Here is a 20,303-nt window from a genome sequence, read left to right on the forward strand (position 1 = left end):
CGCGAAGGCGGCGTGTCAGTCGACATAATCGCTAACTGGCACGCCGCCTTCGCGAGCAAGCCCGCTCCCACAGGGGTTTTGGTTTGGCATCAGCATTTGTGTCGCCTACAAAAAAGCCCCCGCCGCCGCAAGGCAACGAGGGCTTTTGTTTTTCTGATGCTACATCTCGACTTGCGTCCCCAACTCGATCACCCGGTTCAACGGCAGGTTGAAGAACCGCAAGTTACCGTTGGCATTCTTCAGCATGAAGGCGAACAGCGACTCGCGCCAACGCGCCATGCCTTCGAGCTTGGAGGCGATGACGGTCTCGCGGCTGAGGAAATATGTCGTGCGCATCGGACTGAAATCCAAGTCATCCAAGTGGCAGAGCTTGAGCGCCTCGGGCACGTCCGGTTCGTCGGTGAAACCGAAATGCAGGATCACCCGGAAGAATCCATCGCCGTAGGCATCGACCTCGAAACGGCGCTGCGGCGGCACGCGGGGGATGTCTTCGTACACCACCGTCAACAGCACGACCTGCTCATGCAGCACTTGGTTGTGCAACAAATTGTGCAGCAGCGCATGAGGCACGGCGTCCGAACGCGCGGTCAGAAATACCGCAGTGCCCTTGACCCGATGGGGCGGCTGGACGCGGATGCTGCTGATGAAGATCGGCAGCGGCAACGCACCTTCGTCGAGACGGTCCACCAGCAACTGCTTGCCGCGCTTCCAAGTGGTCATCAGCACGAACAGGGCAATCCCGGCAATGACAGGGAATGCGCCGCCCTGGATGATTTTCGGTACGTTGGCGGCGAAATACAGCCCGTCCACCACCAGGAAACCAACCAGAACCGGGACCGCCAGCAACGGCGGCCACTTCCACAACAGCAGTATCACGGCCGAAACCAGAATCGTGGTCATCAGCATCGTCCCGGTCACCGCCACGCCATAGGCCGAAGCCAGCGCACCGGACGACTCGAAACCGAGCACCAGCAGCACCACGCCGACCATCAGCGCCCAGTTCACCGCACCGATGTAGATCTGGCCCTGTTCGGCGCTGGAGGTGTGCTGGATGTACATGCGCGGGATGTAACCGAGTTGGATGGCCTGGCGCGTCAGCGAGAACGCGCCGGAAATCACTGCCTGGGAGGCAATCACCGTGGCCAGCGTCGACAGGCCTACCAGCGGCAGCAAAGCCCAGCTCGGCGCCAACAGATAGAACGGGTTGCGGGCCGCTTCCGGATCGCCGAGCAGCAAGGCGCCCTGGCCGAAATAGTTGAGCATCAAGCCCGGCAACACCAGGAGGAACCAGGCGCGGGCAATCGGCTTGCGACCAAAGTGCCCCATGTCGGCGTAGAGCGCTTCGGCGCCGGTCAACGCCAACACCACTGCACCGAGGATCGACACGCCCATGCCCGGATGCACAACGAAGAACCGGACGGCCCAGGCCGGATTCACCGCCTGCAACACTTCCGGGTGCTGACTGATGCCATACACACCCAGGGCGCCCAGCACCAGGAACCAAGTCACCATGATCGGGCCGAACAGGATGCCGATGCGCGCAGTGCCGTGGCGCTGGATCAGGAACAGGGCAACCAGCACCACCAAGGACAGCGGCACCACCCAATGATCGATACCGTCAAACGCCAGGCCAAGCCCTTCGATCGCCGAAAGCACCGAGATCGCCGGTGTGATCATGCTGTCGCCGTAGAACAGCGCCGCACCGATCAGGCCGCAGACCACCAGCAACATGCGCAACCGCGCCCTGCCCGCCGCCGCCCGCCGCGCCAGGGCGGTGAGCGCCATGATGCCGCCCTCGCCCTGGTTGTCGGCGCGCAGGACAAACATCATGTACTTGATCGAAACGACCCAGATCAGCGACCAGAAAATCAGCGAGAGAATCCCCAGCACCCCGTCGTGGTTGACCGGTACGCCGTAACCACCGGAAAACACTTCCTTCAGGGTGTACAACGGGCTCGTGCCGATGTCGCCATAAACCACCCCGACCGCCGCGACCAGCATGCTCAGCGGTTTCGTTGCCGAATGCTCGGCACCCACCGCCTGACTACTTGCATGACCCATCCAACACTCCCGATTTCCTGACCTTTCTTCTATTAGAGAAGCTGCACGCTTTTTGACGCAGCATGCGCCGTTTTACGCTTTATTACAGACGTTTTGTTGACTGTAGCAATAGCCAGAAGGCAAAGGCGCGAAGCATAGCGCAGCACTCGTCGCATTTCCCGGTATAAAGCTGGTCAAGTGCGTCGACCACGGATAGAATTGCGCACTTTTTGATCAGAGGCGCGTCAGGCGCCCTGTCTCGGCAAGAGACGATCCCCCTACACCGAGGTTAGACATGTCCACCACTCCCGCGCCAGCCAACCCGAAGGTTGGCTTCGTATCCCTGGGTTGCCCGAAGGCTCTGGTCGACTCCGAGCGCATCCTGACCCAACTGCGCATGGAAGGTTATGACGTCGTGTCCACTTACCAGGACGCTGACGTGGTAGTGGTCAACACCTGTGGCTTCATCGACTCGGCCAAGGCCGAATCCCTTGAAGTGATCGGCGAGGCCATCAAGGAAAACGGCAAGGTCATCGTGACCGGCTGCATGGGCGTGGAAGAAGGCAACATCCGCGACGTGCACCCGAGCGTGTTGTCGGTGACCGGGCCGCAGCAGTACGAACAAGTGGTCAATGCCGTGCACGAAGTCGTGCCGCCGCGCCAGGACCACAATCCGCTGATCGACCTGGTGCCGCCGCAAGGCATCAAGCTGACCCCGCGTCACTACGCCTACCTGAAGATTTCCGAAGGCTGCAACCACAGCTGCAGCTTCTGCATCATCCCGTCGATGCGCGGCAAGCTGGTGAGCCGTCCGGTGGGTGATGTGCTCGACGAGGCACAGCGCCTGGTCAAGGCCGGCGTCAAGGAACTGCTGGTGATTTCCCAGGACACCAGCGCCTACGGCGTCGACGTCAAGTACCGTACCGGTTTCTGGAACGGCGCGCCGGTGAAAACCCGCATGACCGAGCTGTGCGAAGCCCTGAGCACACTTGGCGTCTGGGTCCGCCTGCATTACGTCTACCCGTACCCGCACGTCGATGAGCTGATCCCGCTGATGGCCGCCGGCAAGATACTGCCGTACCTGGACATCCCGTTCCAGCACGCCAGCCCGAAGGTGCTCAAGGCCATGAAACGTCCGGCCTTCGAAGACAAGACCCTGGCCCGCATCAAGAACTGGCGCGAAATCTGCCCGGACCTGATCATCCGCTCGACCTTCATCGTCGGCTTCCCCGGCGAAACCGAAGAAGACTTCCAGTACCTGCTGGACTGGCTGACCGAAGCCCAGCTCGACCGCGTCGGCTGCTTCCAGTACTCCCCTGTCGAAGGCGCACCGGCCAATGACCTGAACCTGGACGTGGTGCCGGACGACGTCAAGCAAGACCGTTGGGAGCGCTTCATGGCGCACCAGCAGGCCATCAGCTCGGCACGCCTGCAGATGCGCATCGGCCGTGAAATCGAAGTGCTGGTGGATGAAGTCGACGAACAAGGCGCCGTGGGCCGCTGCTTCTTCGACGCTCCGGAAATCGACGGCAACGTGTTCATCGACAACGGCAGCAACCTGAAGCCGGGCGACAAGGTCTGGTGCAAGGTCACCGACGCCGATGAGTATGATTTGTGGGCTGAGCAGATCGGTTGATCCAGGCTTGGACTCAAGCCGGGTAGATTTTTGTGGCGAGGGAGCTTGCTCCCGCTGGGCTACGAAGTAGCCCCATCTTTGCGATTGCTACGCAATCGAGCGGGAGCAAGCTCCCTCGCCACGGATTGTTTGCAAGCCACTCGCCGGCTCACGAAAAAACTTGATGAAGCCCTGCTCTGTAACAAGATGCAGGGCTTTTTTACGGCTATCGTATGCAGACAGGAAACCTCCATCACAAGGAACAGGCGGACATGCGCCAGCATTCGGTCATCCACACACCGAAACCGAGCGACTACCAGGAATTGACCCGGGTCTGGGAAGCCTCGGTACGGGCCACCCATGACTTCTTGCCAGACAGTTACATCGAGCTGCTGAAAAACCTCGTGCTCACCCGCTATCTGGACGCGGTGATGCTCATCTGCACCCGCGACAATCGTCAACGCATCACCGGTTTTGCGGGAGTGGCGGCTGGCAAGATTGAAATGCTGTTCATCGACCCGGAACATCGCGGCCAGGGCCTGGGTAAACAATTGCTGCGCTACGCCATGGAAAACTTGAACGCCGACCAGTTGGACGTCAATGAACAGAACCCACAGGCCCTGGGTTTCTATCTCAAGCAAGGCTTCGAAGTCGTCGGCCGTTCGGCACGGGATGGAATGGACCAGCCCTACCCGCTGCTGCACATGCGCTACAAACAACCCGACCTGAAGGCAGGACGCGGCTAAAAACGGCATGAGGCAAATGGACCCGCGATTAACCGGCGCCACACAGGTACAATGCCCACCCTCTTTTTGTTACGGCCCCGTCATGACTGACCCGATTCGTCTCTCCAAACGCCTCATCGAACTCGTCGGCTGTTCCCGTCGGGAAGCGGAGCTGTTCATCGAGGGCGGCTGGGTCACCGTCGACGGCGAAGTGATCGACGAGCCGCAGTTCAAGGTGACCACCCAAAAGGTCGCACTCGATCCCGAGGCCAAGGCCACCGCGCCGGAGCCCGTGACGCTGCTGCTGAACGTCCCGGCGGGCATGGATGTCGACACCGCCATGGCAACCCTCGGGCCACAGACCTTGAGCGAGGAGCATCGCTTCGGCAAGCGCCCACTCAAGGGCCATTTCCTGCGCCTGACCGCCAGTGCCGACCTGCAGGCCAACGCCAGCGGGCTGCTGGTGTTCACCCAGGATTGGAAGATCTTGCGCAAACTCACCGCCGACGCCGCCAAGATCGAGCAGGAATATGTAGTGGAAGTCGAAGGCGAGATGGTCGCCCACGGCCTCAATCGCTTGAACCACGGGCTGACCTACAAAGGCAAGGAGTTGCCGGCGGTCAAGGCCAGCTGGCAGAACGAAAACCGCCTGCGCTTCGCCATGAAGAACCCGCAACCCGGTGTCATCGCGCTGTTTTGCCAGGCGGTCGGCCTGAAGGTCGTCGCCATTCGCCGCATCCGCATCGGCGGCGTGTCCATCGGCAAGGTGCCCTTGGGCCAGTGGCGCTACCTGTCTGCCAAAGAGAAATTCTAATTTTCCGGCGCCGCACCGAACCGGGGCGCCCACTGCCGATTCATCAGGATTGCACACATGATTCACAACGACGTACTGCGCAGCGTGCGCTACATGCTCGACATCAGCGACAAGAAAGTCATCGAGATCATCAAGCTGGGCGGGCTGGAAGTGTCCCTCGCGGACCTCACCGGCTATCTCAAGAAGGATGAGGAAGAAGGCTTCGTGTTCTGCCCGGACCTGGTCATGGCGCATTTTCTCGATGGCCTGGTGATTTTCAAGCGTGGCAAGGACGAAAGCCGTCCGCCGCAACCGATCGAAGTGCCGGTAACCAACAACATCATTTTGAAAAAACTGCGCGTGGCGTTCGAGCTGAAGGAGGACGACATGCACGCCATCCTCAAGGCCGCCGAATTCCCTGTGTCCAAGCCGGAACTGAGCGCGTTGTTTCGCAAATTCGGCCACACCAACTATCGCCCGTGCGGCGACCAATTGCTGCGCAACTTTCTCAAGGGGCTGACGCTGCGCGTTCGCGGCTAATGCCGAGGCCTGTCGATTCTTGAAGCACTGCTTGGTGGCAGAGCTTTCGTGGCGAGGGAGCTTGCTCCCGCTGGGCTGCGATGAAGCGGCCCTCTGGTTTTGTCTGATACACCGCGAGGGGACGCTACGCGTCCAGCGGGAGCAAGCTCCCTCGCCACAAAAGCCCGCGCCACAAAGGGCAAGCCCTGCCGCCCGCGCTATGATGCCCATTCAATCCTGCGTCGATCCCAGCCCATGACCTACAGCGTCTCCCCCATCGGCTTCGTCCGCTCCTGCTTCAAGGAGAAATTCGCCATCCCCCGCCAACCGCAACTGGCCCCCGCCGCACGCGGCGTGCTGGAACTGGTGGCGCCGTTCGACCAGGGCGAGGCGGTGCAGGGCCTCGAACAGGTCAGCCATGTCTGGTTGCTGTTCCTGTTCCACCAGGCCCTGGAAGACAAGCCTCGGTTGAAAGTCCGCCCGCCACGCCTGGGGGGCAACAAATCCATGGGGGTTTTCGCCACCCGTGCGACTCACCGCCCCAACGGCATCGGCCAGTCGGTGGTGAAGCTGGAACGGGTCGAAGCCGGACGCCTGTGGATCTCAGGCATCGACTTGCTGGACGGCACTCCGGTGCTGGACATCAAGCCCTACGTGCCCTATGCGGACATCATCGACTCGGCCACCAACAGCATGGCCAGCGCAGCACCTGGGTTGATTCCGGTGCAATGGGCGGAAGCTGCCCTGCTTCAAGCGCGCGAGCATGCCACGCGCCTGGAAGAGCCTTTGGTGGAGCTGATTGAACAATGCCTGGCCCAAGACCCACGCCCGGCGTACCAGGTTCCTACAGCGGAACGGGAATATGGCGCTCAGTTCTGGGATCTGGATGTGCGTTGGCATTACCCGGAGGCGGGGGTAATTCGGGTGTTGGAAGTCATTCCTGCGGTTGGATAAAACCCGGAAACGAAAAAGCCCGCGCGGCCTTCATCAGGCGGCGCGGGCTTTTTTTGGGGCATCTGCTGGATCGAGTCGCTGCCATCGCGAGCAAGCTCGCTCCCACAGGTTTTTTGAACACAGGCCCCATGTAGGAGCGAGCTTGCTCGCGATGGCGGTCGGTCAGCCACCGCAAATGCCGAAGTTTATTTCTCTACAAACGCCCGCTCGATCAGGTAGTCACCCGGCTCGCGCATACGCGGCGAAACGGTCAGGCCGAAGCTGTTGAGCACTTCGCTGGTCTCGTCGAGCATGCTTGGGCTGCCGCACAGCATCGCGCGGTCGTCCTGTGGATTGATCGGCGGCAGGCCGATGTCGCGGAACAGCTTGCCGCTGCGCATCAGGTCGGTCAGGCGGCCTTCGTTCTCGAATGGCTCGCGGGTCACGGTCGGGTAGTAGATCAGCTTGTCACGCAGCGCTTCACCGAAGAACTCGTTCTGTGGCAGGTGCTCGGTGATGAACTCGCGGTAGGCGACTTCATTGACGTAACGCACGCCGTGGCACAGGATCACCTTCTCGAAACGCTCGTAGGTTTCCGGATCCTGGATGACGCTCATGAACGGCGCCAGGCCGGTGCCGGTGCTGAGCAGGTAAAGATGCTTGCCAGGCTTGAGGTCGTCCAGCACCAGCGTACCGGTAGGCTTCTTGCTGATGATGATCTCGTCGCCTTCCTTCAAGTGCTGCAACTGCGAAGTCAGCGGACCGTCTGGCACCTTGATGCTGAAGAATTCGAGATGTTCTTCCCAGTTCGGGCTGGCAATCGAGTAAGCGCGCATAAGCGGGCGGCCGTTGGGCTGCTGCAGGCCGATCATCACGAACTGACCGTTCTCGAAGCGCAGGCCCGGATCGCGGGTGCACTTGAAGCTGAACAGAGTGTCGTTCCAGTGATGAACACTGAGGACACGCTCGTGGTTCATGTTGCTCATGTACGGGGGACTCCTGGAAATGATGCCTACGCCGATAATCTGCGCAATTGCATCGCATTCTAATGGCGGCGACAATATCTGTTAAATGGATTATTAAGATAAGGGTTATCGGTTATATAGATATGCGATTTACTCTACGTCAACTTCAAGTCTTCGTCGCCGTCGCCCAGCAGGAAAGCGTGTCCCGCGCCGCGGGCCTGCTCAATCTGTCACAGTCGGCCGCCAGTACCTCCATCACTGAATTGGAGCGCCAATCCAGCTGCCAATTGTTCGATCGCGCCGGCAAGCGACTGAGCCTCAACGCCTTGGGCAAGCAGTTGCTGCCCCAAGCCGTGGCATTGCTCGACCAGGCCAAGGAAATCGAAGACCTGCTCAACGGCAAGTCCGGCTTCGGCTCGCTGGCGGTCGGCGCCACGCTGACCATTGGCAATTACCTGGCGACGCTGCTGATCGGCGGTTTCATGCAGCGCCATCCGGAAAGCCAGGTGAAGCTGCATGTGCAAAACACTGCCAATATCGTGCACCAGGTCGCCCATTATGAAATTGATCTGGGTCTAATCGAAGGCGACTGCAGTCATCCGGACATCGAGGTGCAGAGCTGGGTCGAGGATGAACTGGTGGTGTTCTGCGCGCCCCAGCACCCGTTGGCCAAGCGTGGGCAGGCGACGATGGAGGAATTGACCCATGAGGCCTGGATCCTGCGTGAACAGGGCTCCGGTACGCGACTGACCTTCGACCAGGCCATGCGTCACCACCGCAGCGCGTTGAACATTCGCCTGGAGCTGGAACACACCGAAGCGATCAAGCGTGCCGTGGAGTCCGGCCTGGGGATTGGCTGCATCTCACGGTTGGCACTGCGTGACGCATTCCGCCGCGGCAGCCTCGTGGCCGTGGAAACCCCGGACATGGACTTGGCGCGGCAATTTTATTTCATCTGGCACAAGCAGAAATACCAGACTTCGGCCATGCGTGAATTCCTCGATCTATGCCGGGCATTCACCGCAGGGGTGCAGCGCAGCGATGAGATCGTCCTGCCGGCCATTGCCTGAGCCATCAGAGCAGCACGAGGCCCCAGACCAGGGCAATCATCGTCAGGGCGACAAGCTGGGCGGCGCTGCCCATGTCCTTGGCGTTTTTCGACAGCGGGTGCAGCTCGAGGGAAATGCGGTCGATCGCCGCCTCTACCGCCGAGTTGAGCAACTCCACGATCAAGGCCAGCAGGCATACCGCGACCAGCAATGCCTGCTCGACGCGGCTGACATTCAGGAAGAATGACAACGGAATCAGGATAACGTTGAGCAGCACCAGTTGACGGAACGCGGCTTCACCGACAAAAGCTGCACGCAGCCCGTCCAGGGAATAGCCGGAAGCGTTGAGGATGCGTTTCAGGCCGGTTTGGCCTTTAAAAGGAGACATAGAATTGGCAACTGGTCGAAAGGAGTGGGGACGCTAATGCAAATGCGGTCAAAAAAGCGTGAATTCACAGGCTACGATTGCGGAGAAATTGACTCAAGTTGTTGCAGCAGCAGTGCCGCCTGAGTTCGCGTACGCACGTTGAGCTTACGAAAGATCGCCGTGACGTGAGCCTTGATGGTGGCCTCCGAGACGTTCAACTCATAGGCGATCTGCTTGTTGAGGAGGCCTTCGCACACCATGGTCAACACCCGAAACTGCTGCGGTGTCAGGCTGGCCAATCCCTCACTGGCAGCCTTGGCTTCCTCGGACACACTCACCGCCTCGAATGCCTGCGGCGGCCAGGATACGTCGCCATCGAGGACGGCCTTGACCGCGTGCTGGATCATTTCCAGGGAACTGGATTTGGGGATGAACCCACTGGCGCCAAACTCCCGGGCCTTCACCATCACCGAGGCCTCTTCCTGCGCCGAGACCATCACCACGGGAATCTGTGGGTACTGCCCACGCAACAGCACCAGGCCGGAAAAGCCATATGCACCGGGCATGTTCAAGTCCAGCAGCACCAGGTCCCAGTCAGCCTTCTCGGCCAATCGGGTTTCCAGTTCCGCAATGCTGGCCACCTCCGTCAACCGGACGTCCGAGCCGAGGCCCAGGGTCACTGCCTGATGCAACGCGCTGCGAAAGAGCGGATGGTCATCGGCAATCAGGATTTCGTATGTGGCCATTTTTCAAATGATCCTGTTTTTAATGGCAGGCCCGATGCATTCGCGCCTCGCCAAACAACTCAAGACGCCGCCGACAGCGGCATCCACAGGGGCACGTTCAACGCCAATCACAGCGTTTCAAACTCTGGCCGCACCCTGGTCGGCGCCAAGCATGCCCAGCGAAGCCGGGGTGGTCAAGCAGCACGGCCGCCGCTGTGTCCAGTATGGGCCACTATTAGGCCAATACCGCTTGGCCGGCACGGACAAAGGGCTGCAATTCGGCATGGGCCGGGGTCGATACGTCCACTTCCTGCTGGCGCTTGGCGCCCAGGTAATGTTGGCTGAACACATCGAAATAGGCATCCAGCGCCGACGCGGCGTCGCTGTCCCCTGCCAGTTCAAGGCACAGGGCCGCCACTTCGGCGGTGCACAGGTGTTCACTGCGCGTCGAGCGCCGCAGGCGATAACGCGACAGTTTGTCCGGCAGCAGGCTCAAGATCGGTAATCGATCGAAATAAGGGCTCTTGCGGAACATTTTCCGCGCCTCCGTCCAGGTGGCGTCCAACAGGATGAACAATGGACGCTTACCCGGGCCGACCTCGACCGTATGGGTGACCCGCGACGGTTCGACATACTCACCTGGAAAAACCAGGTATGGCTGCCATTGCGGGTCGTTCAGCAATGCAAGCAGTTGCTCATCGACGTCGGTGCGCGACCAGATGAACGCATGGTTGTCACGCACCACATCGGCAATCAGCCAACCGGTGTTGCTCGGCTTGAAGACTTCTTTGTTGGTCATGATCAGGCAGACCCCGGAGTGGGTCTCGACGCTAGGGCGCCAGGCGCACAGGCAATGACTCTCGATGACCCGGCAAGCGCCACAGCGGGGCGCGCGCCAGCCCCGGGCCTGGAGCGGCTTGATGCCTTCATCGACACGCTGGTCGCGCAGGCGGGCTACGGCGTTAGGGGCATGATTCATCGCGGGCAATGCCCGTAGACAGGAGAACTCGACACGACCAGGACTCGGCAGAACAGTGAAGGCCGGCAGTCTACCAGAGCGCGCAAGCCTGTACCGTCCACCTGGGCTCCCCTATAATCGCCGCCACTGAACGCACAGTCACGTGGCCGGTCGAACCACCAGTCACTGAACCAGGAGAGTTTCATGCTGCGCCTTATCGTCCCTACCGTTGCCGTTCTGCTGGCGACGTCCATCAGCGCTCAGGCTGCGTCGCTGAAAGAACTCGAACTGAACAAGATGCTGCAGAACGTTGCCAAGGAAAGCAGTGTCGGTACGCCGCGGGCGATCAACGAAGACATTCTCGACCAGGGTTATACCGTTGAAGGCACCGAGCTGATCAACCACCTCAGCGTGCAAAGCAGCCATGCCCAGAAAATGCGCGCAGACCCCAAGGCGGTTTACTTCCAATTGGGTTCCACGGTCTGCACCAATCCGGGTTTCCGCAAGCTGATGGCCAAGGGCGCGACCATGCGCTACGAGTTCACTGAAGTGAAGACCAATCGCCCGGTCGCCACCGAACGCTTCCAGGAATCGGATTGCCCGAAAGCAGCCAAGACCAAGAAGTAATCAGCCCGTACGCGCGCGCCGCTGCTCTTCGTCGGCGCGCAGCTCCGCCACCAGCGCTTGCAAATAGCGCGAGCGCCACTCCCGGCCTTCCAATCGACGGCAGCACTCCTCCTCGAGGCTTACCCGATTGGCTTGGGCCGCCTCCAACAGCGTCAGGTACAACTGCCTGTCGAGTTCCAGAGTCACTCTGGTCATCTCTCCCGCCTCCCTGCCATCCAATGCCTCACTCCATCGCGCGGACGCCCAGCCCTGGACGTCGAATGCTTGACACGCTTGTTATTGAGTAAATCAGAGCGGCACGCACCCAGTCGGCGATCTGACGAGCGGTACGAAATTCGAGGTGAGTTCCGATTCCCCCAGGACAATTGGGGAGGAGTTGCAAACGTTCATATTCGAGCGCCATGATCAGCAACGGACTAAATTCAACCTATCACCTGATATCGGGCAGACAGAGGCTGTCCTCGCCAATGCGTGACGCGTGATTGTTTTTTCATCCAAGGGAAACAGCAGGACCCATTGGATCGCTTGGCCGCCTTGCTGCAAATTGCGTCGAGCCAGGTTAACGCCCGGGCACGCGCCCGGACTGACAACGGCACAGGAGGTGTCGCGGCCTTGATGAATCTCTCGTCAGGGCCGGGGGTTCTGTTCAGAAGGAGAAGCTGAATGCCGTACAAACCGAATGATCTGCTCAGCCGTCATTTTGAAAACCATGGCCACGACCTCACCCGCAAGGTCGAAGAGCAACTCAACCTGGTATCGCCCAACAGCCCCAACCTCCCCATCTACCGCGACATGATCCTGACCGTGCTGCGCATGGCCCAGGAAGATCACAACCGCTGGAATGCCAAGATCACCCTTCAGGCCCTGCGGGAACTGGAGCACGCGTTTCGCACGCTTGAACAATTCAAGGGTCGCCGCAAGGTCACGGTCTTTGGCTCGGCCCGAACGCCCATCGAGCATCCTTTGTATGGCCTGGCACGTGAACTGGGTGCGGCGCTGGCTCGCTCGGACATGATGGTGATCACTGGCGCGGGCGGCGGCATCATGGCCGCAGCCCATGAAGGCGCGGGCCGGGAGCACAGCCTGGGATTCAACATCACCCTGCCCTTCGAACAGCACGCCAACCCGACCGTCGAAGGCACGCAAAACCTGCTGCCCTTCCACTTCTTCTTCACCCGCAAGCTTTTTTTCGTCAAGGAAGCCGACGCACTGGTGCTCTGCCCGGGTGGCTTCGGCACCCTGGACGAAGCGCTAGAGGTTTTGACCCTGGTACAAACCGGCAAGAGCCCATTAGTGCCAGTGGTGCTGCTGGACGCGCCCGGCGGCAAGTTCTGGCAGAGCGCCCTGGATTTCATCCGCGAACAGCTGGAGGAAAACCGCTACATCCTGCCAACCGACATGAAGTTGATGCGCCTGGTGTACAGCGCCGAGGAGGCGGTGGAGGAAATCAACCAGTTCTACCGCAACTTCCATTCCAGCCGCTGGCTCAAGCATCAATTCGTGATTCGCATGAACCACAAGCTCAATGAACAGGCGTTGCAACAGATGCAGGTCGAATTTGCCGACCTGTGCCTGAACGACTGCTTTCATCAGCATGCCTATAGCGGCGAAGAACCCGAGGAAGCGCCTTTCAGCCATCTGACGCGATTGGCATTTACGTTCAATGCCCGGGATCACGGCCGTTTAAGGGCGCTGGTGGACTACATCAACCTGCCGGAAAACTGGGCTCAACCTTCCACCAAGGCCCACCCGCTCACCTGGGAACCGATCAAGGTCACTTAAGGCCCATAAAAAAAACGGCCCGCTATCGAAATAGCGGGCCGTTTTTTATCAATCATCCATGCCTCGACCGCTGAACAAGCGGTTGATCATTTCCATGGAGTATCCTCGATACGCCAGGAAGCGCCCTTGCTTGGCACGCTCCCGTGCATCGATCGGCAAATGGCCAGAGAATTTGCGACGCCAAGTGTCCGTTAGCTGTTCCTGCCAATCGATACCGCTTTCGCGCAAGGCAAGTTCAATATCCGGGCGTTGCAAACCACGTTGCCCAAGTTCTTCGCGAATCCGCATCGGACCGTAGCCGGAGCGAGCACGATAAGAGACAAAGCTTTCGAGGTATCGCGCTTCCGACAACAGCCCTTCGTCCGTCAAACGGTCAAGGGCAGTATCAATCAGCTCATCGGGAGCGCCGCGCTGACGCAGCTTACGCGTCAGCTCGACTCGGCCATGCTCGCGCCTTGCGAGCAGGTCCATTGCGGTTCGCCGCACCGCGACGAGGGTATCGAGTACAGCGGTCATCGGATCGATCAGATATCAGCGTCAGCCAGGTCGTCAGCCGTCTCGCGATTGGCCACGGATTTGACGTCGGCGACCGGGCTCAACAGCTTGTCGCGCAATTGCTTCTCGAGGGCTGCCGCCACTTCCGGGTTATCCGCCAGGAACTTGGCCGAGTTGGCCTTGCCCTGACCGATCTTGGTGCCGTTGTAGGCATACCAGGCGCCGGATTTCTCGACGAAACCATGCAACACACCCAGGTCGATCATCTCGCCATTGAGGTAGATACCCTTGCCGTACAGGATCTGGAATTCAGCCTGACGGAACGGCGATGCCACCTTGTTCTTCACGACCTTGACGCGGGTTTCGCTGCCGACAACCTCATCACCTTCTTTCACCGCGCCAGTGCGGCGGATGTCCAGGCGAACCGAGGCGTAGAACTTCAACGCGTTACCACCGGTGGTGGTTTCAGGGCTGCCAAACATCACGCCGATCTTCATGCGGATCTGGTTGATGAAGATCACCAGGCAGTTGGCGTTCTTGATGTTACCGGTGATCTTGCGCAGCGCCTGGGACATCAGGCGAGCCTGGAGGCCCACGTGCATGTCGCCCATTTCACCTTCGATTTCGGCTTTTGGCACCAGTGCCGCCACGGAGTCGACGATGATCACGTCTACCGCGTTGGAACGCACCAGCATGTCGGTGATTTCCAGGGCCTGCTCGCCGGTGTCCGGCTGGGAAACCAGCAGGTCGTCGACGTTGACGCCCAGCTTGCCGGCGTACTCTGGGTCCAGGGCGTGTTCGGCGTCGACGAAGGCGCAGGTCGCGCCGGCTTTTTGGGCCTGGGCGATCACGGACAGGGTCAGCGTGGTTTTACCGGAGGATTCAGGACCGTAGATTTCAACAATACGACCTTTTGGCAAGCCGCCGATGCCAAGCGCGATGTCCAGGCCCAGGGAGCCGGTGGAGATGGAAGGAATAGCCTGACGGTCCTGATCGCCCATACGCATTACGGCACCCTTGCCGAATTGACGTTCGATCTGACCCAAGGCCGCAGCCAAGGCTTTCTTCTTGTTGTCGTCCATTAAAGTCCTCACGTAATCAATAAGGCCTGACGGCCAACACCTGTATAAGTAGCCAGTATTATTCCACAGCGATCGGGGATCGCCTACCCCTGATTTGAGATTTCTCCGGCGGCATGTTGTAACAGCCCGTCTAGCGCGGCCTTCACCGTTTGTCGGCGGACCTCGTCGCGGTTGCCCGGAAAGAACTTCTGCACGCTGAACACCGTCTCGCCAACGGCCCAGGCCAGCCACACGGTGCCCACCGGCTTGCTTGGCGAGCCCCCGTCCGGCCCGGCTACGCCGCTGACCGCCACGGCGAAACGCGCCAGGCTTTTCTGCTGGGCGCCCCGAGCCATGGCCTCCACCACCTCGCGACTGACCGCGCCCACTTTCTCGAACAACTCGTCGGGCACACCCAACTGCTGGGTCTTCTGGCGATTGGAATACGTGACAAAACCGGCCTCGAACCAGGCCGAGCTTCCCGGTATCCGGGTGATGGCCTCGGCAATCCCGCCACCGGTGCAGGACTCGGCGGTGGTGACGTGGGCATTGAGCAGTTGCAAGCCCCTGCCCAATTCAGCGGCCAGCTCGGTAATGTCGTCCATGATGCTCTCCTGATTCGACGCGATTGGCGCCTACCGTACACGAGCATTCGAAGCTTGCAAGGCTCGGCGGATCACTGGCGCAGCGCCCTGACATAGGCCTGGCAAGCCTGCAAGGCGATCAATCCACGGTCGCCCTCGTCGGTGATGGCGATAATTCGTCGAGCATGCGCCGGGTCAAGTCGGGCGCGTGGGGCGCCATGATCCAGGCCGCCGGTGCCGGGGGCGGCAGGCACTGCACAACCGGCGGAAACATCGTCGGCGTCGAGGAGGACTGACAGCCGGACATCGGCAGTAGCAAGGCGATCGCGCAGGCGATCCTGGTCACGTTGGGCATCGCTCAGGGCTCGGTAGTGGGTTTGTTCGCTGTTGGAGAGTCGTTGTTCCAAGGCGAGACGTTTGTCCTGCTCAGCCTTTTGCTGCATCGCGGCGGCCTGGGAGATCTGGTTCAGCGTCTCGGATTGTGACTGCGCCAACTGCGCCAACTGCCTGCCGTACCGCCAATCCTGAAACCGCCAGGCCAACATCGCCGGACCACCGATCAACAGCATCAGCAACATCGCGATACCAAGCGAGCGGAAGGAAAAAGGCATCAGGCCGAAGGTTGGCATAACACCTCCCTCGCCCTTGCCCAGAGTTGCAAACGATCCTGCAACCCGTTCAAACCACCATTGATGCGTCGCGTGATGTTGCTGAACTGATCACGGTCGGCCAGTTCGTTCAAGCCATTCTGCTCCCAGAACCACGCAGCAGACTCGGCGGCCCATTGCGGCTGTTCCAGCAGTTCGGGCAAGGCCAGCAGGCGCTCATCGCCAAACAATCCCAGGCTGCAACGAAGGTAATTGTCGTGGCCGGTAATCTGTATCAACCCCCGGCCACGATACTTCTGGCCGTCACCGTCGGCCTGGGGCGAGTTGCCCAGGCGAACGGCCAGGGTTCCGGTGTCGTATTTGCTCAGGTATTGCTCGCTGCCCAGCTCCCGCACGTAACGCAATTGTCCGGACTCATGACCGACCTGGGCGAGGAATGCGGCCATGCGTTTGGGTGTGTCGATGCGATGGCGCGACATGGCAGCGTTCAACGCGGGAATAAAAACGCCCGCTTGGGTGCGGGCGTTCGGCATGATTGTTTCGAGTGCCTGAATTGTCAGCGTCATCGGAACTCCTCGTGCAACGTCAACAAAATCGACGCCCGCATGGCCTTCACTCATCGCCAACGCGCGATGCGCCCACGAGGGGGCAACGATTGCGGAAATCGAGATAACGGGGATCAGTGCTGGCAACCTCTCCCTGCCTCGGCCAATCGTCCGGATTTTGCGGTCCAGCGAAGACCGAAATGATGGTGGTTTCCAGCTCGTCGGAAAACTGTACATAGATCGTGGACATAGTGGTGATCTCTCTCAAAAACGATAGCTGCCGGCAACGATATTGAATGAACCAGCGGTGTTGTTTACGAACGTGACATACATGGTTTGTTGAACCAGGAGCGGCATCTGCACAGACATATTGGTGCTGGATACCTGATTCGATACAGATGCCCATGCAGTGCCGACGATATAGGCGCCACTCGCCAACGGCGCCACGGAAATACCTACACCTAAACCAACCTGGGTTTGCATGGCAGCGAGATAAAGCGACACTTGAGTTGCATTGGGCGGCACGTAGCCGGCGATGTTAACGCCCGTCATCGCCGTGCTGCCGACAGTGGTGCTATAGAGAACCCTGTTTTCAAACGTAACCTGGCGTCCCAACTGATAAGCGATACGAAACTGACCCGAGGCATTGGTGGGTAAAACGCTCACCAAAGCCGAAGCGGTATAACCCGCCGGCCTGGAGGCTCCGGCATAAATACTAGGCACCACGCCTCCCGTCGCATTGACGGCCATCAGCGCCGAAGTCGCGGTAGTCGGGTTGTAGATGGCGTAGAGCGCCACGTAACCGTTTGCAACGACAGCTCCGTTATCCGTACCGCCCGCCCCCGCCAACGCGAGATTGACCGCCTTGTTGAAATTCGCCAATCGGTACGCCCGCCCGCCGGTAGCGGTGCTGACGATGATTTCATCGGCGGTCAACGTCGCCACCTTGGTCTCCGCCGGAACGAACATCTTGAGGTTGGTGGCGGTTCCAGCGACTGGCAATGCTGTCAGCAAACGCTGTTCGAGCTTGAGGGGAGTCACCGCGCTTTCATCGTCTGTCGCAGCAGTCACTTTTGCTTGAGTGGCGATCTTCATCAACCCAGCAGCCGCCTCGGTTGCCTGCTTGGTCTGACTGGCGATCAAACCGACAATCGACTTCTTGAGCTGGGCAGTATCCGCAGCGTCCGGTGTATTCCCGGCTTCCGTGATGACATTGAGTATCTCCGTGGTCACGCTGTTGCCCCAGACGGCGGGGATCAATGACCCCGGGGTGCCGGTTGTAGCGTCTTCATCGACGAACTTGCCGTTGACCAGGCCGATACCCGGTACGCTTTTTGGAAAATCCATGGTGTTGTCCTTCAGTCGTAATTGATAAACACCAGCGCGTGTGCTGGCGCGTTGCGGTGGATAAGGCACTCCAGCGCACTACCCGGGTTGACGCCGAAACGCTCGCCCCAGTAGCTGGCACCGAAACGTCGGCCCAGGCTTTGCCGCCCTCCGGTGTTCAGAACCCAGATGAATTGCGCATCCTTGCTACCGAAGTGCGCTACACCGAAGCGTGAGCGCCCCATGCGAGGAGCCCGGAACTCAGTGACAGTGGCGTTGGGGTAACCCTGGCTATGGGCAATTTCGATGAAATACGCTGCGTTCTGCCCGCCGACCGCCGTCAATCGCTCGCGCACGGCAATGCGACGGTCACCGAACAATGGTTTCAAGCCGAGACACGGATCCGGCAAATTCATCACCCGCTCCCAATCCGGCACCAGCTCACTCACCCCCGCCGGATCCATCTCGTTGAGCAGGTCGGCGGCACGGGCGTCGAGGCGGGCCAGTTCCTCGGCGATGCCTTGCAGCACCTCATCCAGTTCCGGCACGCGCTCCGGATCCCACGCCGGCCCGCTGGGTAGCAGGCTGCGCAGTTGGGCCTGGTACTGTTCGGCGGTTCTTATTCCAGCCATGTGCAGCCTCCGAACGTCAGCAACTGGTTGCTCGCGGCGGCGACATCGGCCACCGGTGCGCTGAGTTTGTGGTCGGTTTCGCCGGTGGCGCTGCTGATGGCTTCGGCGATATGACTCAGCAGCAGCGTTTCGCCGAGGCCGGCTTCGCGGTTATGCAGGTCGCGCAGTTGGGCCTCGATGGCGGCCCGCACGGCGCTGGTGTCCGGCGTGATGCGCAGCCGGTAGTTCACCGGTACTTGCGTCGGTGCCAGCACATGCAATTCGGCGGTCACCGGGCGCAACGGTTCGATATACGCTCGCACCTCATCCAATTGCTCGGCGTTGGGGATCGGCTGCGGATCGTCGTCGCGCATCACGAACAGGCCGACGGTGCCCGGGCCCAGGTAACTGCCACGACACCACGCGCGGGTAATACCGGCGCATTCCAGGGCCCAGGTCTCATAGTCCTGGGCCGAACCGCCATGGGGGATGATGCGATAGGAACGGATCACCCTCGCCCGCAGCGACTCAAGGCTTTCCCGGGCGACACCTCCGGTCACGCCAGGCGCCAGCACGGTGAAGCTGCTGCCGATACCTAACACAGGCTGCACGGGCGTCAGCACCAGGCCGGCATTGGCATTGCCTACACTGCCGGCGTCCAACGCGGCAATGGCGACGGTATTCAGGCCATTGCTGGTGGTGCGGGCGGTGGTCACCTTATAGGTACGACCATCGGTCGATTGCAGCAGCGTATCGACGTCCAGCACCGCACCGGCCGTGGCGGTGAAGCTGACGTTGCCGCTGGCCACCTGGGCCGCTTTGCGCGCCTGGTTCAGGCGCAGGGCGGCGATGCGTTCCAGGGTGGATTCATCGGCCTTGTCCGGCAGGATCTGCTCGGCGATCCAATCCAGGTAGCCATACAGGCCATAGGCGGCGCCGCCGAGGGTGCGGGCCAGTACTTGGGCATCGGACTGGCGCAGCGAATCGCTGGCCAGGTCGCTTTGGGCGCGCTTGATCAGCACCGGCAGCGAAGGGGTTTCAAACGGCATAGGTCACCTGCCAACTGTGGTCGGGGTTGATGTCCAGGCGCTCGCCATCGGCCAGGGTCAGGACCGTGCGCAGGTTCAGGCGCTGGGCGTCGAGGCGTTCGCTGATGATGTCGATAGCGCTGCAATGCCCGTCGTCGATCAGCCATTGCAGGGCTTCGCGGGCGTAGAACTCAGCGTCGAGTTGGGTCTGGCGAGTCAATTTGACCCGCCGCAACAGCCACAGCCGCGAACCGATGCGGTCGTCGGCGACGGTGGGAAAAGTGTCGCCCCACCAGCCGAAACGCTCCTCGTCATCGACGGCATCGTCGGCGGCGGCGCGGCGCCAGGTGAACAGGCTGATCAGCACCGAGCGGGTCAGCGCGGCGTGCAGGTTCTGGCTGATGAACATCATTGGCCACCCGCCGGCGCGCCGGTCTGTCCGTTGCCGGCCTGTACGCCGACATGCACGTGTTTGATCTGGCTGATGCCGCCGGCGACCTGGTCGCCCTGGGAGACGATCTTGCCGGTGTGGTTGATGACCGGGCTGTCGATGTTCACCGCGCTGCTGGCGCGGATGTTCAGGGTGGCGGTCTGGATGTCGATGACTCGCCCGCGCTTGAAGTGGAGCTTGTCGCCTTCATCGGTGTAGAGCGCCACCTCACCCGGGGCCAAGGCCTGGAGGCGGAAACGGCGGTCGGCGACCACCAGCACCACGGCATGGGAGCGATCGCCCCCGAGAAACGTGGCGATACCTTCGGCGCCGGCCAGCGGGTTGCTGGTGAAACCGTAGGGTTCGAAGTGCTCCATGTCGTCATTCACTTCGCCGGCGGTGAGGCGCATTTGCAGCGACTGCAACTTGGTCGCCGAGTGGGCGAGCACGACAGTGCCGCGCGCCAGGAGGCGGGTCAGTAGGCTCATTGAGGTTTTCCTTCGGATCGGGTTAACAG

At 60.6% G+C, this 20,303-nt stretch carries 25 protein-coding genes; 8 read left to right on the forward strand and 17 right to left on the reverse strand.

The features are described 5' to 3' along the window. Positions 1-159 precede the first annotated feature (159 nt). A complete protein-coding gene (locus Q7C33_RS15735) occupies positions 160-2,001 on the reverse strand; it encodes a potassium transporter Kup (RefSeq protein WP_407683813.1) in 1,842 nt (613 codons plus the stop codon). Between the two features lie 334 nt (positions 2,002-2,335). Between Q7C33_RS15735 and rimO the strand changes: the two genes are divergently transcribed. The 5 genes from rimO to tsaA all read left to right on the forward strand — a co-directional run bounded on the left by rimO (position 2,336) and on the right by tsaA (position 6,646). Continuing rightward, positions 2,336-3,676, forward strand: coding sequence for a 30S ribosomal protein S12 methylthiotransferase RimO (gene rimO, locus Q7C33_RS15740; RefSeq protein WP_407683751.1), 1,341 nt, complete (start codon positions 2,336-2,338; stop codon positions 3,674-3,676). A gap of 251 nt (positions 3,677-3,927) precedes the next feature. Further along, complete coding sequence (locus tag Q7C33_RS15745; RefSeq protein WP_030139429.1) at positions 3,928-4,401, forward strand: GNAT family N-acetyltransferase; 474 nt, start codon at positions 3,928-3,930, stop codon at positions 4,399-4,401. Positions 4,402-4,483: 82 nt separating this feature from the next. Then, a complete protein-coding gene (locus tag Q7C33_RS15750; protein WP_030139430.1) occupies positions 4,484-5,194 on the forward strand; it encodes an rRNA pseudouridine synthase in 711 nt (236 codons plus the stop codon). A 57-nt stretch (positions 5,195-5,251) separates the two neighbouring features. Next, entirely contained in the window at positions 5,252-5,713 is a 462-nt protein-coding gene (locus tag Q7C33_RS15755; protein WP_030139431.1) for a DUF1456 family protein, read from the forward strand. A 234-nt stretch (positions 5,714-5,947) separates the two neighbouring features. Next, a complete protein-coding gene (tsaA, locus tag Q7C33_RS15760) occupies positions 5,948-6,646 on the forward strand; it encodes a tRNA (N6-threonylcarbamoyladenosine(37)-N6)-methyltransferase TrmO (protein WP_407683752.1) in 699 nt (232 codons plus the stop codon). Positions 6,647-6,831: 185 nt separating this feature from the next. Here the strand turns inward: tsaA and fpr are convergent, their stop codons facing one another. Beyond that, positions 6,832-7,611 carry a ferredoxin-NADP reductase gene (gene fpr, locus Q7C33_RS15765; protein WP_003184787.1) on the reverse strand — a complete coding sequence of 260 codons (780 nt, stop codon included), beginning with the start codon at positions 7,609-7,611 and terminating at the stop codon, positions 6,832-6,834. A gap of 122 nt (positions 7,612-7,733) precedes the next feature. On the opposite strand from fpr, the gene Q7C33_RS15770 reads away from it, so the two are divergent. Continuing rightward, on the forward strand, positions 7,734-8,660 hold the full coding sequence (locus Q7C33_RS15770; protein ID WP_039594356.1) for a LysR family transcriptional regulator: 927 nt from the start codon (positions 7,734-7,736) through the stop codon (positions 8,658-8,660). A gap of 4 nt (positions 8,661-8,664) precedes the next feature. On the opposite strand, the gene Q7C33_RS15775 is transcribed toward Q7C33_RS15770, so the two are convergent. The 3 genes from Q7C33_RS15775 to Q7C33_RS15785 all read right to left on the reverse strand — a co-directional run bounded on the left by Q7C33_RS15775 (position 8,665) and on the right by Q7C33_RS15785 (position 10,710). Then, positions 8,665-9,027 (reverse strand): diacylglycerol kinase, encoded by a 363-nt coding sequence (locus tag Q7C33_RS15775; protein WP_030139434.1) that lies wholly within the window; start codon positions 9,025-9,027, stop codon positions 8,665-8,667. 71 nt (positions 9,028-9,098) lie between these two features. Next, positions 9,099-9,752 (reverse strand): response regulator transcription factor ErdR, encoded by a 654-nt coding sequence (gene erdR, locus Q7C33_RS15780; protein WP_030139435.1) that lies wholly within the window; start codon positions 9,750-9,752, stop codon positions 9,099-9,101. Between the two features lie 214 nt (positions 9,753-9,966). Then, positions 9,967-10,710: a tRNA-uridine aminocarboxypropyltransferase gene (locus Q7C33_RS15785; RefSeq protein ID WP_030139436.1), complete on the reverse strand. Its 744-nt coding sequence runs from the start codon at positions 10,708-10,710 to the stop codon at positions 9,967-9,969. 183 nt (positions 10,711-10,893) lie between these two features. Between Q7C33_RS15785 and Q7C33_RS15790 the strand changes: the two genes are divergently transcribed. Beyond that, entirely contained in the window at positions 10,894-11,316 is a 423-nt protein-coding gene (locus tag Q7C33_RS15790) for a quorum-sensing-regulated virulence factor family protein (protein WP_030139437.1), read from the forward strand. Here the strand turns inward: Q7C33_RS15790 and Q7C33_RS15795 are convergent, their stop codons facing one another. Then, positions 11,317-11,511, reverse strand: coding sequence for a hypothetical protein (locus tag Q7C33_RS15795; protein WP_030139438.1), 195 nt, complete (start codon positions 11,509-11,511; stop codon positions 11,317-11,319). 468 nt (positions 11,512-11,979) lie between these two features. Here Q7C33_RS15795 and Q7C33_RS15800 point away from each other — a divergent pair, with 468 nt between their 5' ends. Then, positions 11,980-13,098, forward strand: a complete 1,119-nt coding sequence (locus tag Q7C33_RS15800) for a TIGR00730 family Rossman fold protein (protein WP_030139439.1) — start codon at positions 11,980-11,982, stop codon at positions 13,096-13,098. A 48-nt stretch (positions 13,099-13,146) separates the two neighbouring features. On the opposite strand, the gene recX is transcribed toward Q7C33_RS15800, so the two are convergent. The 11 genes from recX to Q7C33_RS15855 all read right to left on the reverse strand — a co-directional run bounded on the left by recX (position 13,147) and on the right by Q7C33_RS15855 (position 20,274). Continuing rightward, positions 13,147-13,614 carry a recombination regulator RecX gene (recX, locus tag Q7C33_RS15805; RefSeq protein ID WP_030139440.1) on the reverse strand — a complete coding sequence of 156 codons (468 nt, stop codon included), beginning with the start codon at positions 13,612-13,614 and terminating at the stop codon, positions 13,147-13,149. An 8-nt stretch (positions 13,615-13,622) separates the two neighbouring features. Next, entirely contained in the window at positions 13,623-14,675 is a 1,053-nt protein-coding gene (gene recA, locus Q7C33_RS15810; protein WP_003198351.1) for a recombinase RecA, read from the reverse strand. Positions 14,676-14,758: 83 nt separating this feature from the next. After that, positions 14,759-15,259, reverse strand: a complete 501-nt coding sequence (locus tag Q7C33_RS15815) for a CinA family protein (RefSeq protein ID WP_407683753.1) — start codon at positions 15,257-15,259, stop codon at positions 14,759-14,761. 71 nt (positions 15,260-15,330) lie between these two features. Beyond that, positions 15,331-15,867, reverse strand: coding sequence for a lysis system i-spanin subunit Rz (locus tag Q7C33_RS15820; protein ID WP_198796377.1), 537 nt, complete (start codon positions 15,865-15,867; stop codon positions 15,331-15,333). Beyond that, the gene (locus Q7C33_RS15825) at positions 15,849-16,412 is read right to left on the reverse strand and encodes a glycoside hydrolase family 19 protein (RefSeq protein ID WP_198796376.1); all 564 of its coding nucleotides are present in this window, start codon (positions 16,410-16,412) and stop codon (positions 15,849-15,851) included. Before Q7C33_RS15825 ends, Q7C33_RS15820 begins: the two co-directional genes overlap by 19 nt. Before the next feature lie 46 nt (positions 16,413-16,458). After that, a complete protein-coding gene (locus Q7C33_RS15830; RefSeq protein ID WP_198796375.1) occupies positions 16,459-16,641 on the reverse strand; it encodes a hypothetical protein in 183 nt (60 codons plus the stop codon). A gap of 14 nt (positions 16,642-16,655) precedes the next feature. After that, a complete protein-coding gene (locus Q7C33_RS15835) occupies positions 16,656-17,738 on the reverse strand; it encodes a hypothetical protein (RefSeq protein ID WP_236010292.1) in 1,083 nt (360 codons plus the stop codon). Positions 17,739-17,749: 11 nt separating this feature from the next. Further along, the gene (locus Q7C33_RS15840) at positions 17,750-18,349 is read right to left on the reverse strand and encodes a YmfQ family protein (RefSeq protein WP_407683754.1); all 600 of its coding nucleotides are present in this window, start codon (positions 18,347-18,349) and stop codon (positions 17,750-17,752) included. After that, entirely contained in the window at positions 18,337-19,377 is a 1,041-nt protein-coding gene (locus tag Q7C33_RS15845; protein WP_407683755.1) for a baseplate J/gp47 family protein, read from the reverse strand. Before Q7C33_RS15845 ends, Q7C33_RS15840 begins: the two co-directional genes overlap by 13 nt. Then, entirely contained in the window at positions 19,367-19,765 is a 399-nt protein-coding gene (locus Q7C33_RS15850; RefSeq protein WP_198796372.1) for a phage GP46 family protein, read from the reverse strand. The genes Q7C33_RS15845 and Q7C33_RS15850 overlap by 11 nt, the downstream gene beginning before the upstream one ends. After that, positions 19,765-20,274, reverse strand: coding sequence for a phage baseplate assembly protein V (locus tag Q7C33_RS15855; protein WP_198796371.1), 510 nt, complete (start codon positions 20,272-20,274; stop codon positions 19,765-19,767). Before Q7C33_RS15855 ends, Q7C33_RS15850 begins: the two co-directional genes overlap by 1 nt. Between the last annotated feature and the right edge of the window lie 29 nt (positions 20,275-20,303).

The sequence above is a fragment of the Pseudomonas sp. BP11-1-1 genome (assembly GCF_052112105.1).
Classification (GTDB): Bacteria; Pseudomonadota; Gammaproteobacteria; order Pseudomonadales; family Pseudomonadaceae; genus Aquipseudomonas; species Aquipseudomonas alvandae.

Coding starts and splice junctions, on each gene's coding strand:
- Q7C33_RS15735 (WP_407683813.1), bottom strand. CDS start 2,001: ATGCTGGTCGCGGCGGTCGGGGTGGTTTATGGCGACATCGGCACGAGC.
- rimO (WP_407683751.1), top strand. CDS start 2,336: ATGTCCACCACTCCCGCGCCAGCCAACCCGAAGGTTGGCTTCGTATCC.
- Q7C33_RS15745 (WP_030139429.1), top strand. CDS start 3,928: ATGCGCCAGCATTCGGTCATCCACACACCGAAACCGAGCGACTACCAG.
- Q7C33_RS15750 (WP_030139430.1), top strand. CDS start 4,484: ATGACTGACCCGATTCGTCTCTCCAAACGCCTCATCGAACTCGTCGGC.
- Q7C33_RS15755 (WP_030139431.1), top strand. CDS start 5,252: ATGATTCACAACGACGTACTGCGCAGCGTGCGCTACATGCTCGACATC.
- tsaA (WP_407683752.1), top strand. CDS start 5,948: ATGACCTACAGCGTCTCCCCCATCGGCTTCGTCCGCTCCTGCTTCAAG.
- fpr (WP_003184787.1), bottom strand. CDS start 7,611: ATGAGCAACATGAACCACGAGCGTGTCCTCAGTGTTCATCACTGGAAC.
- Q7C33_RS15770 (WP_039594356.1), top strand. CDS start 7,734: ATGCGATTTACTCTACGTCAACTTCAAGTCTTCGTCGCCGTCGCCCAG.
- Q7C33_RS15775 (WP_030139434.1), bottom strand. CDS start 9,027: ATGTCTCCTTTTAAAGGCCAAACCGGCCTGAAACGCATCCTCAACGCT.
- erdR (WP_030139435.1), bottom strand. CDS start 9,752: ATGGCCACATACGAAATCCTGATTGCCGATGACCATCCGCTCTTTCGC.
- Q7C33_RS15785 (WP_030139436.1), bottom strand. CDS start 10,710: ATGAATCATGCCCCTAACGCCGTAGCCCGCCTGCGCGACCAGCGTGTC.
- Q7C33_RS15790 (WP_030139437.1), top strand. CDS start 10,894: ATGCTGCGCCTTATCGTCCCTACCGTTGCCGTTCTGCTGGCGACGTCC.
- Q7C33_RS15795 (WP_030139438.1), bottom strand. CDS start 11,511: ATGACCAGAGTGACTCTGGAACTCGACAGGCAGTTGTACCTGACGCTG.
- Q7C33_RS15800 (WP_030139439.1), top strand. CDS start 11,980: ATGCCGTACAAACCGAATGATCTGCTCAGCCGTCATTTTGAAAACCAT.
- recX (WP_030139440.1), bottom strand. CDS start 13,614: ATGACCGCTGTACTCGATACCCTCGTCGCGGTGCGGCGAACCGCAATG.
- recA (WP_003198351.1), bottom strand. CDS start 14,675: ATGGACGACAACAAGAAGAAAGCCTTGGCTGCGGCCTTGGGTCAGATC.
- Q7C33_RS15815 (WP_407683753.1), bottom strand. CDS start 15,259: ATGGACGACATTACCGAGCTGGCCGCTGAATTGGGCAGGGGCTTGCAA.
- Q7C33_RS15820 (WP_198796377.1), bottom strand. CDS start 15,867: ATGCCAACCTTCGGCCTGATGCCTTTTTCCTTCCGCTCGCTTGGTATC.
- Q7C33_RS15825 (WP_198796376.1), bottom strand. CDS start 16,412: ATGACGCTGACAATTCAGGCACTCGAAACAATCATGCCGAACGCCCGC.
- Q7C33_RS15830 (WP_198796375.1), bottom strand. CDS start 16,641: ATGTCCACGATCTATGTACAGTTTTCCGACGAGCTGGAAACCACCATC.
- Q7C33_RS15835 (WP_236010292.1), bottom strand. CDS start 17,738: ATGGATTTTCCAAAAAGCGTACCGGGTATCGGCCTGGTCAACGGCAAG.
- Q7C33_RS15840 (WP_407683754.1), bottom strand. CDS start 18,349: ATGGCTGGAATAAGAACCGCCGAACAGTACCAGGCCCAACTGCGCAGC.
- Q7C33_RS15845 (WP_407683755.1), bottom strand. CDS start 19,377: ATGCCGTTTGAAACCCCTTCGCTGCCGGTGCTGATCAAGCGCGCCCAA.
- Q7C33_RS15850 (WP_198796372.1), bottom strand. CDS start 19,765: ATGTTCATCAGCCAGAACCTGCACGCCGCGCTGACCCGCTCGGTGCTG.
- Q7C33_RS15855 (WP_198796371.1), bottom strand. CDS start 20,274: ATGAGCCTACTGACCCGCCTCCTGGCGCGCGGCACTGTCGTGCTCGCC.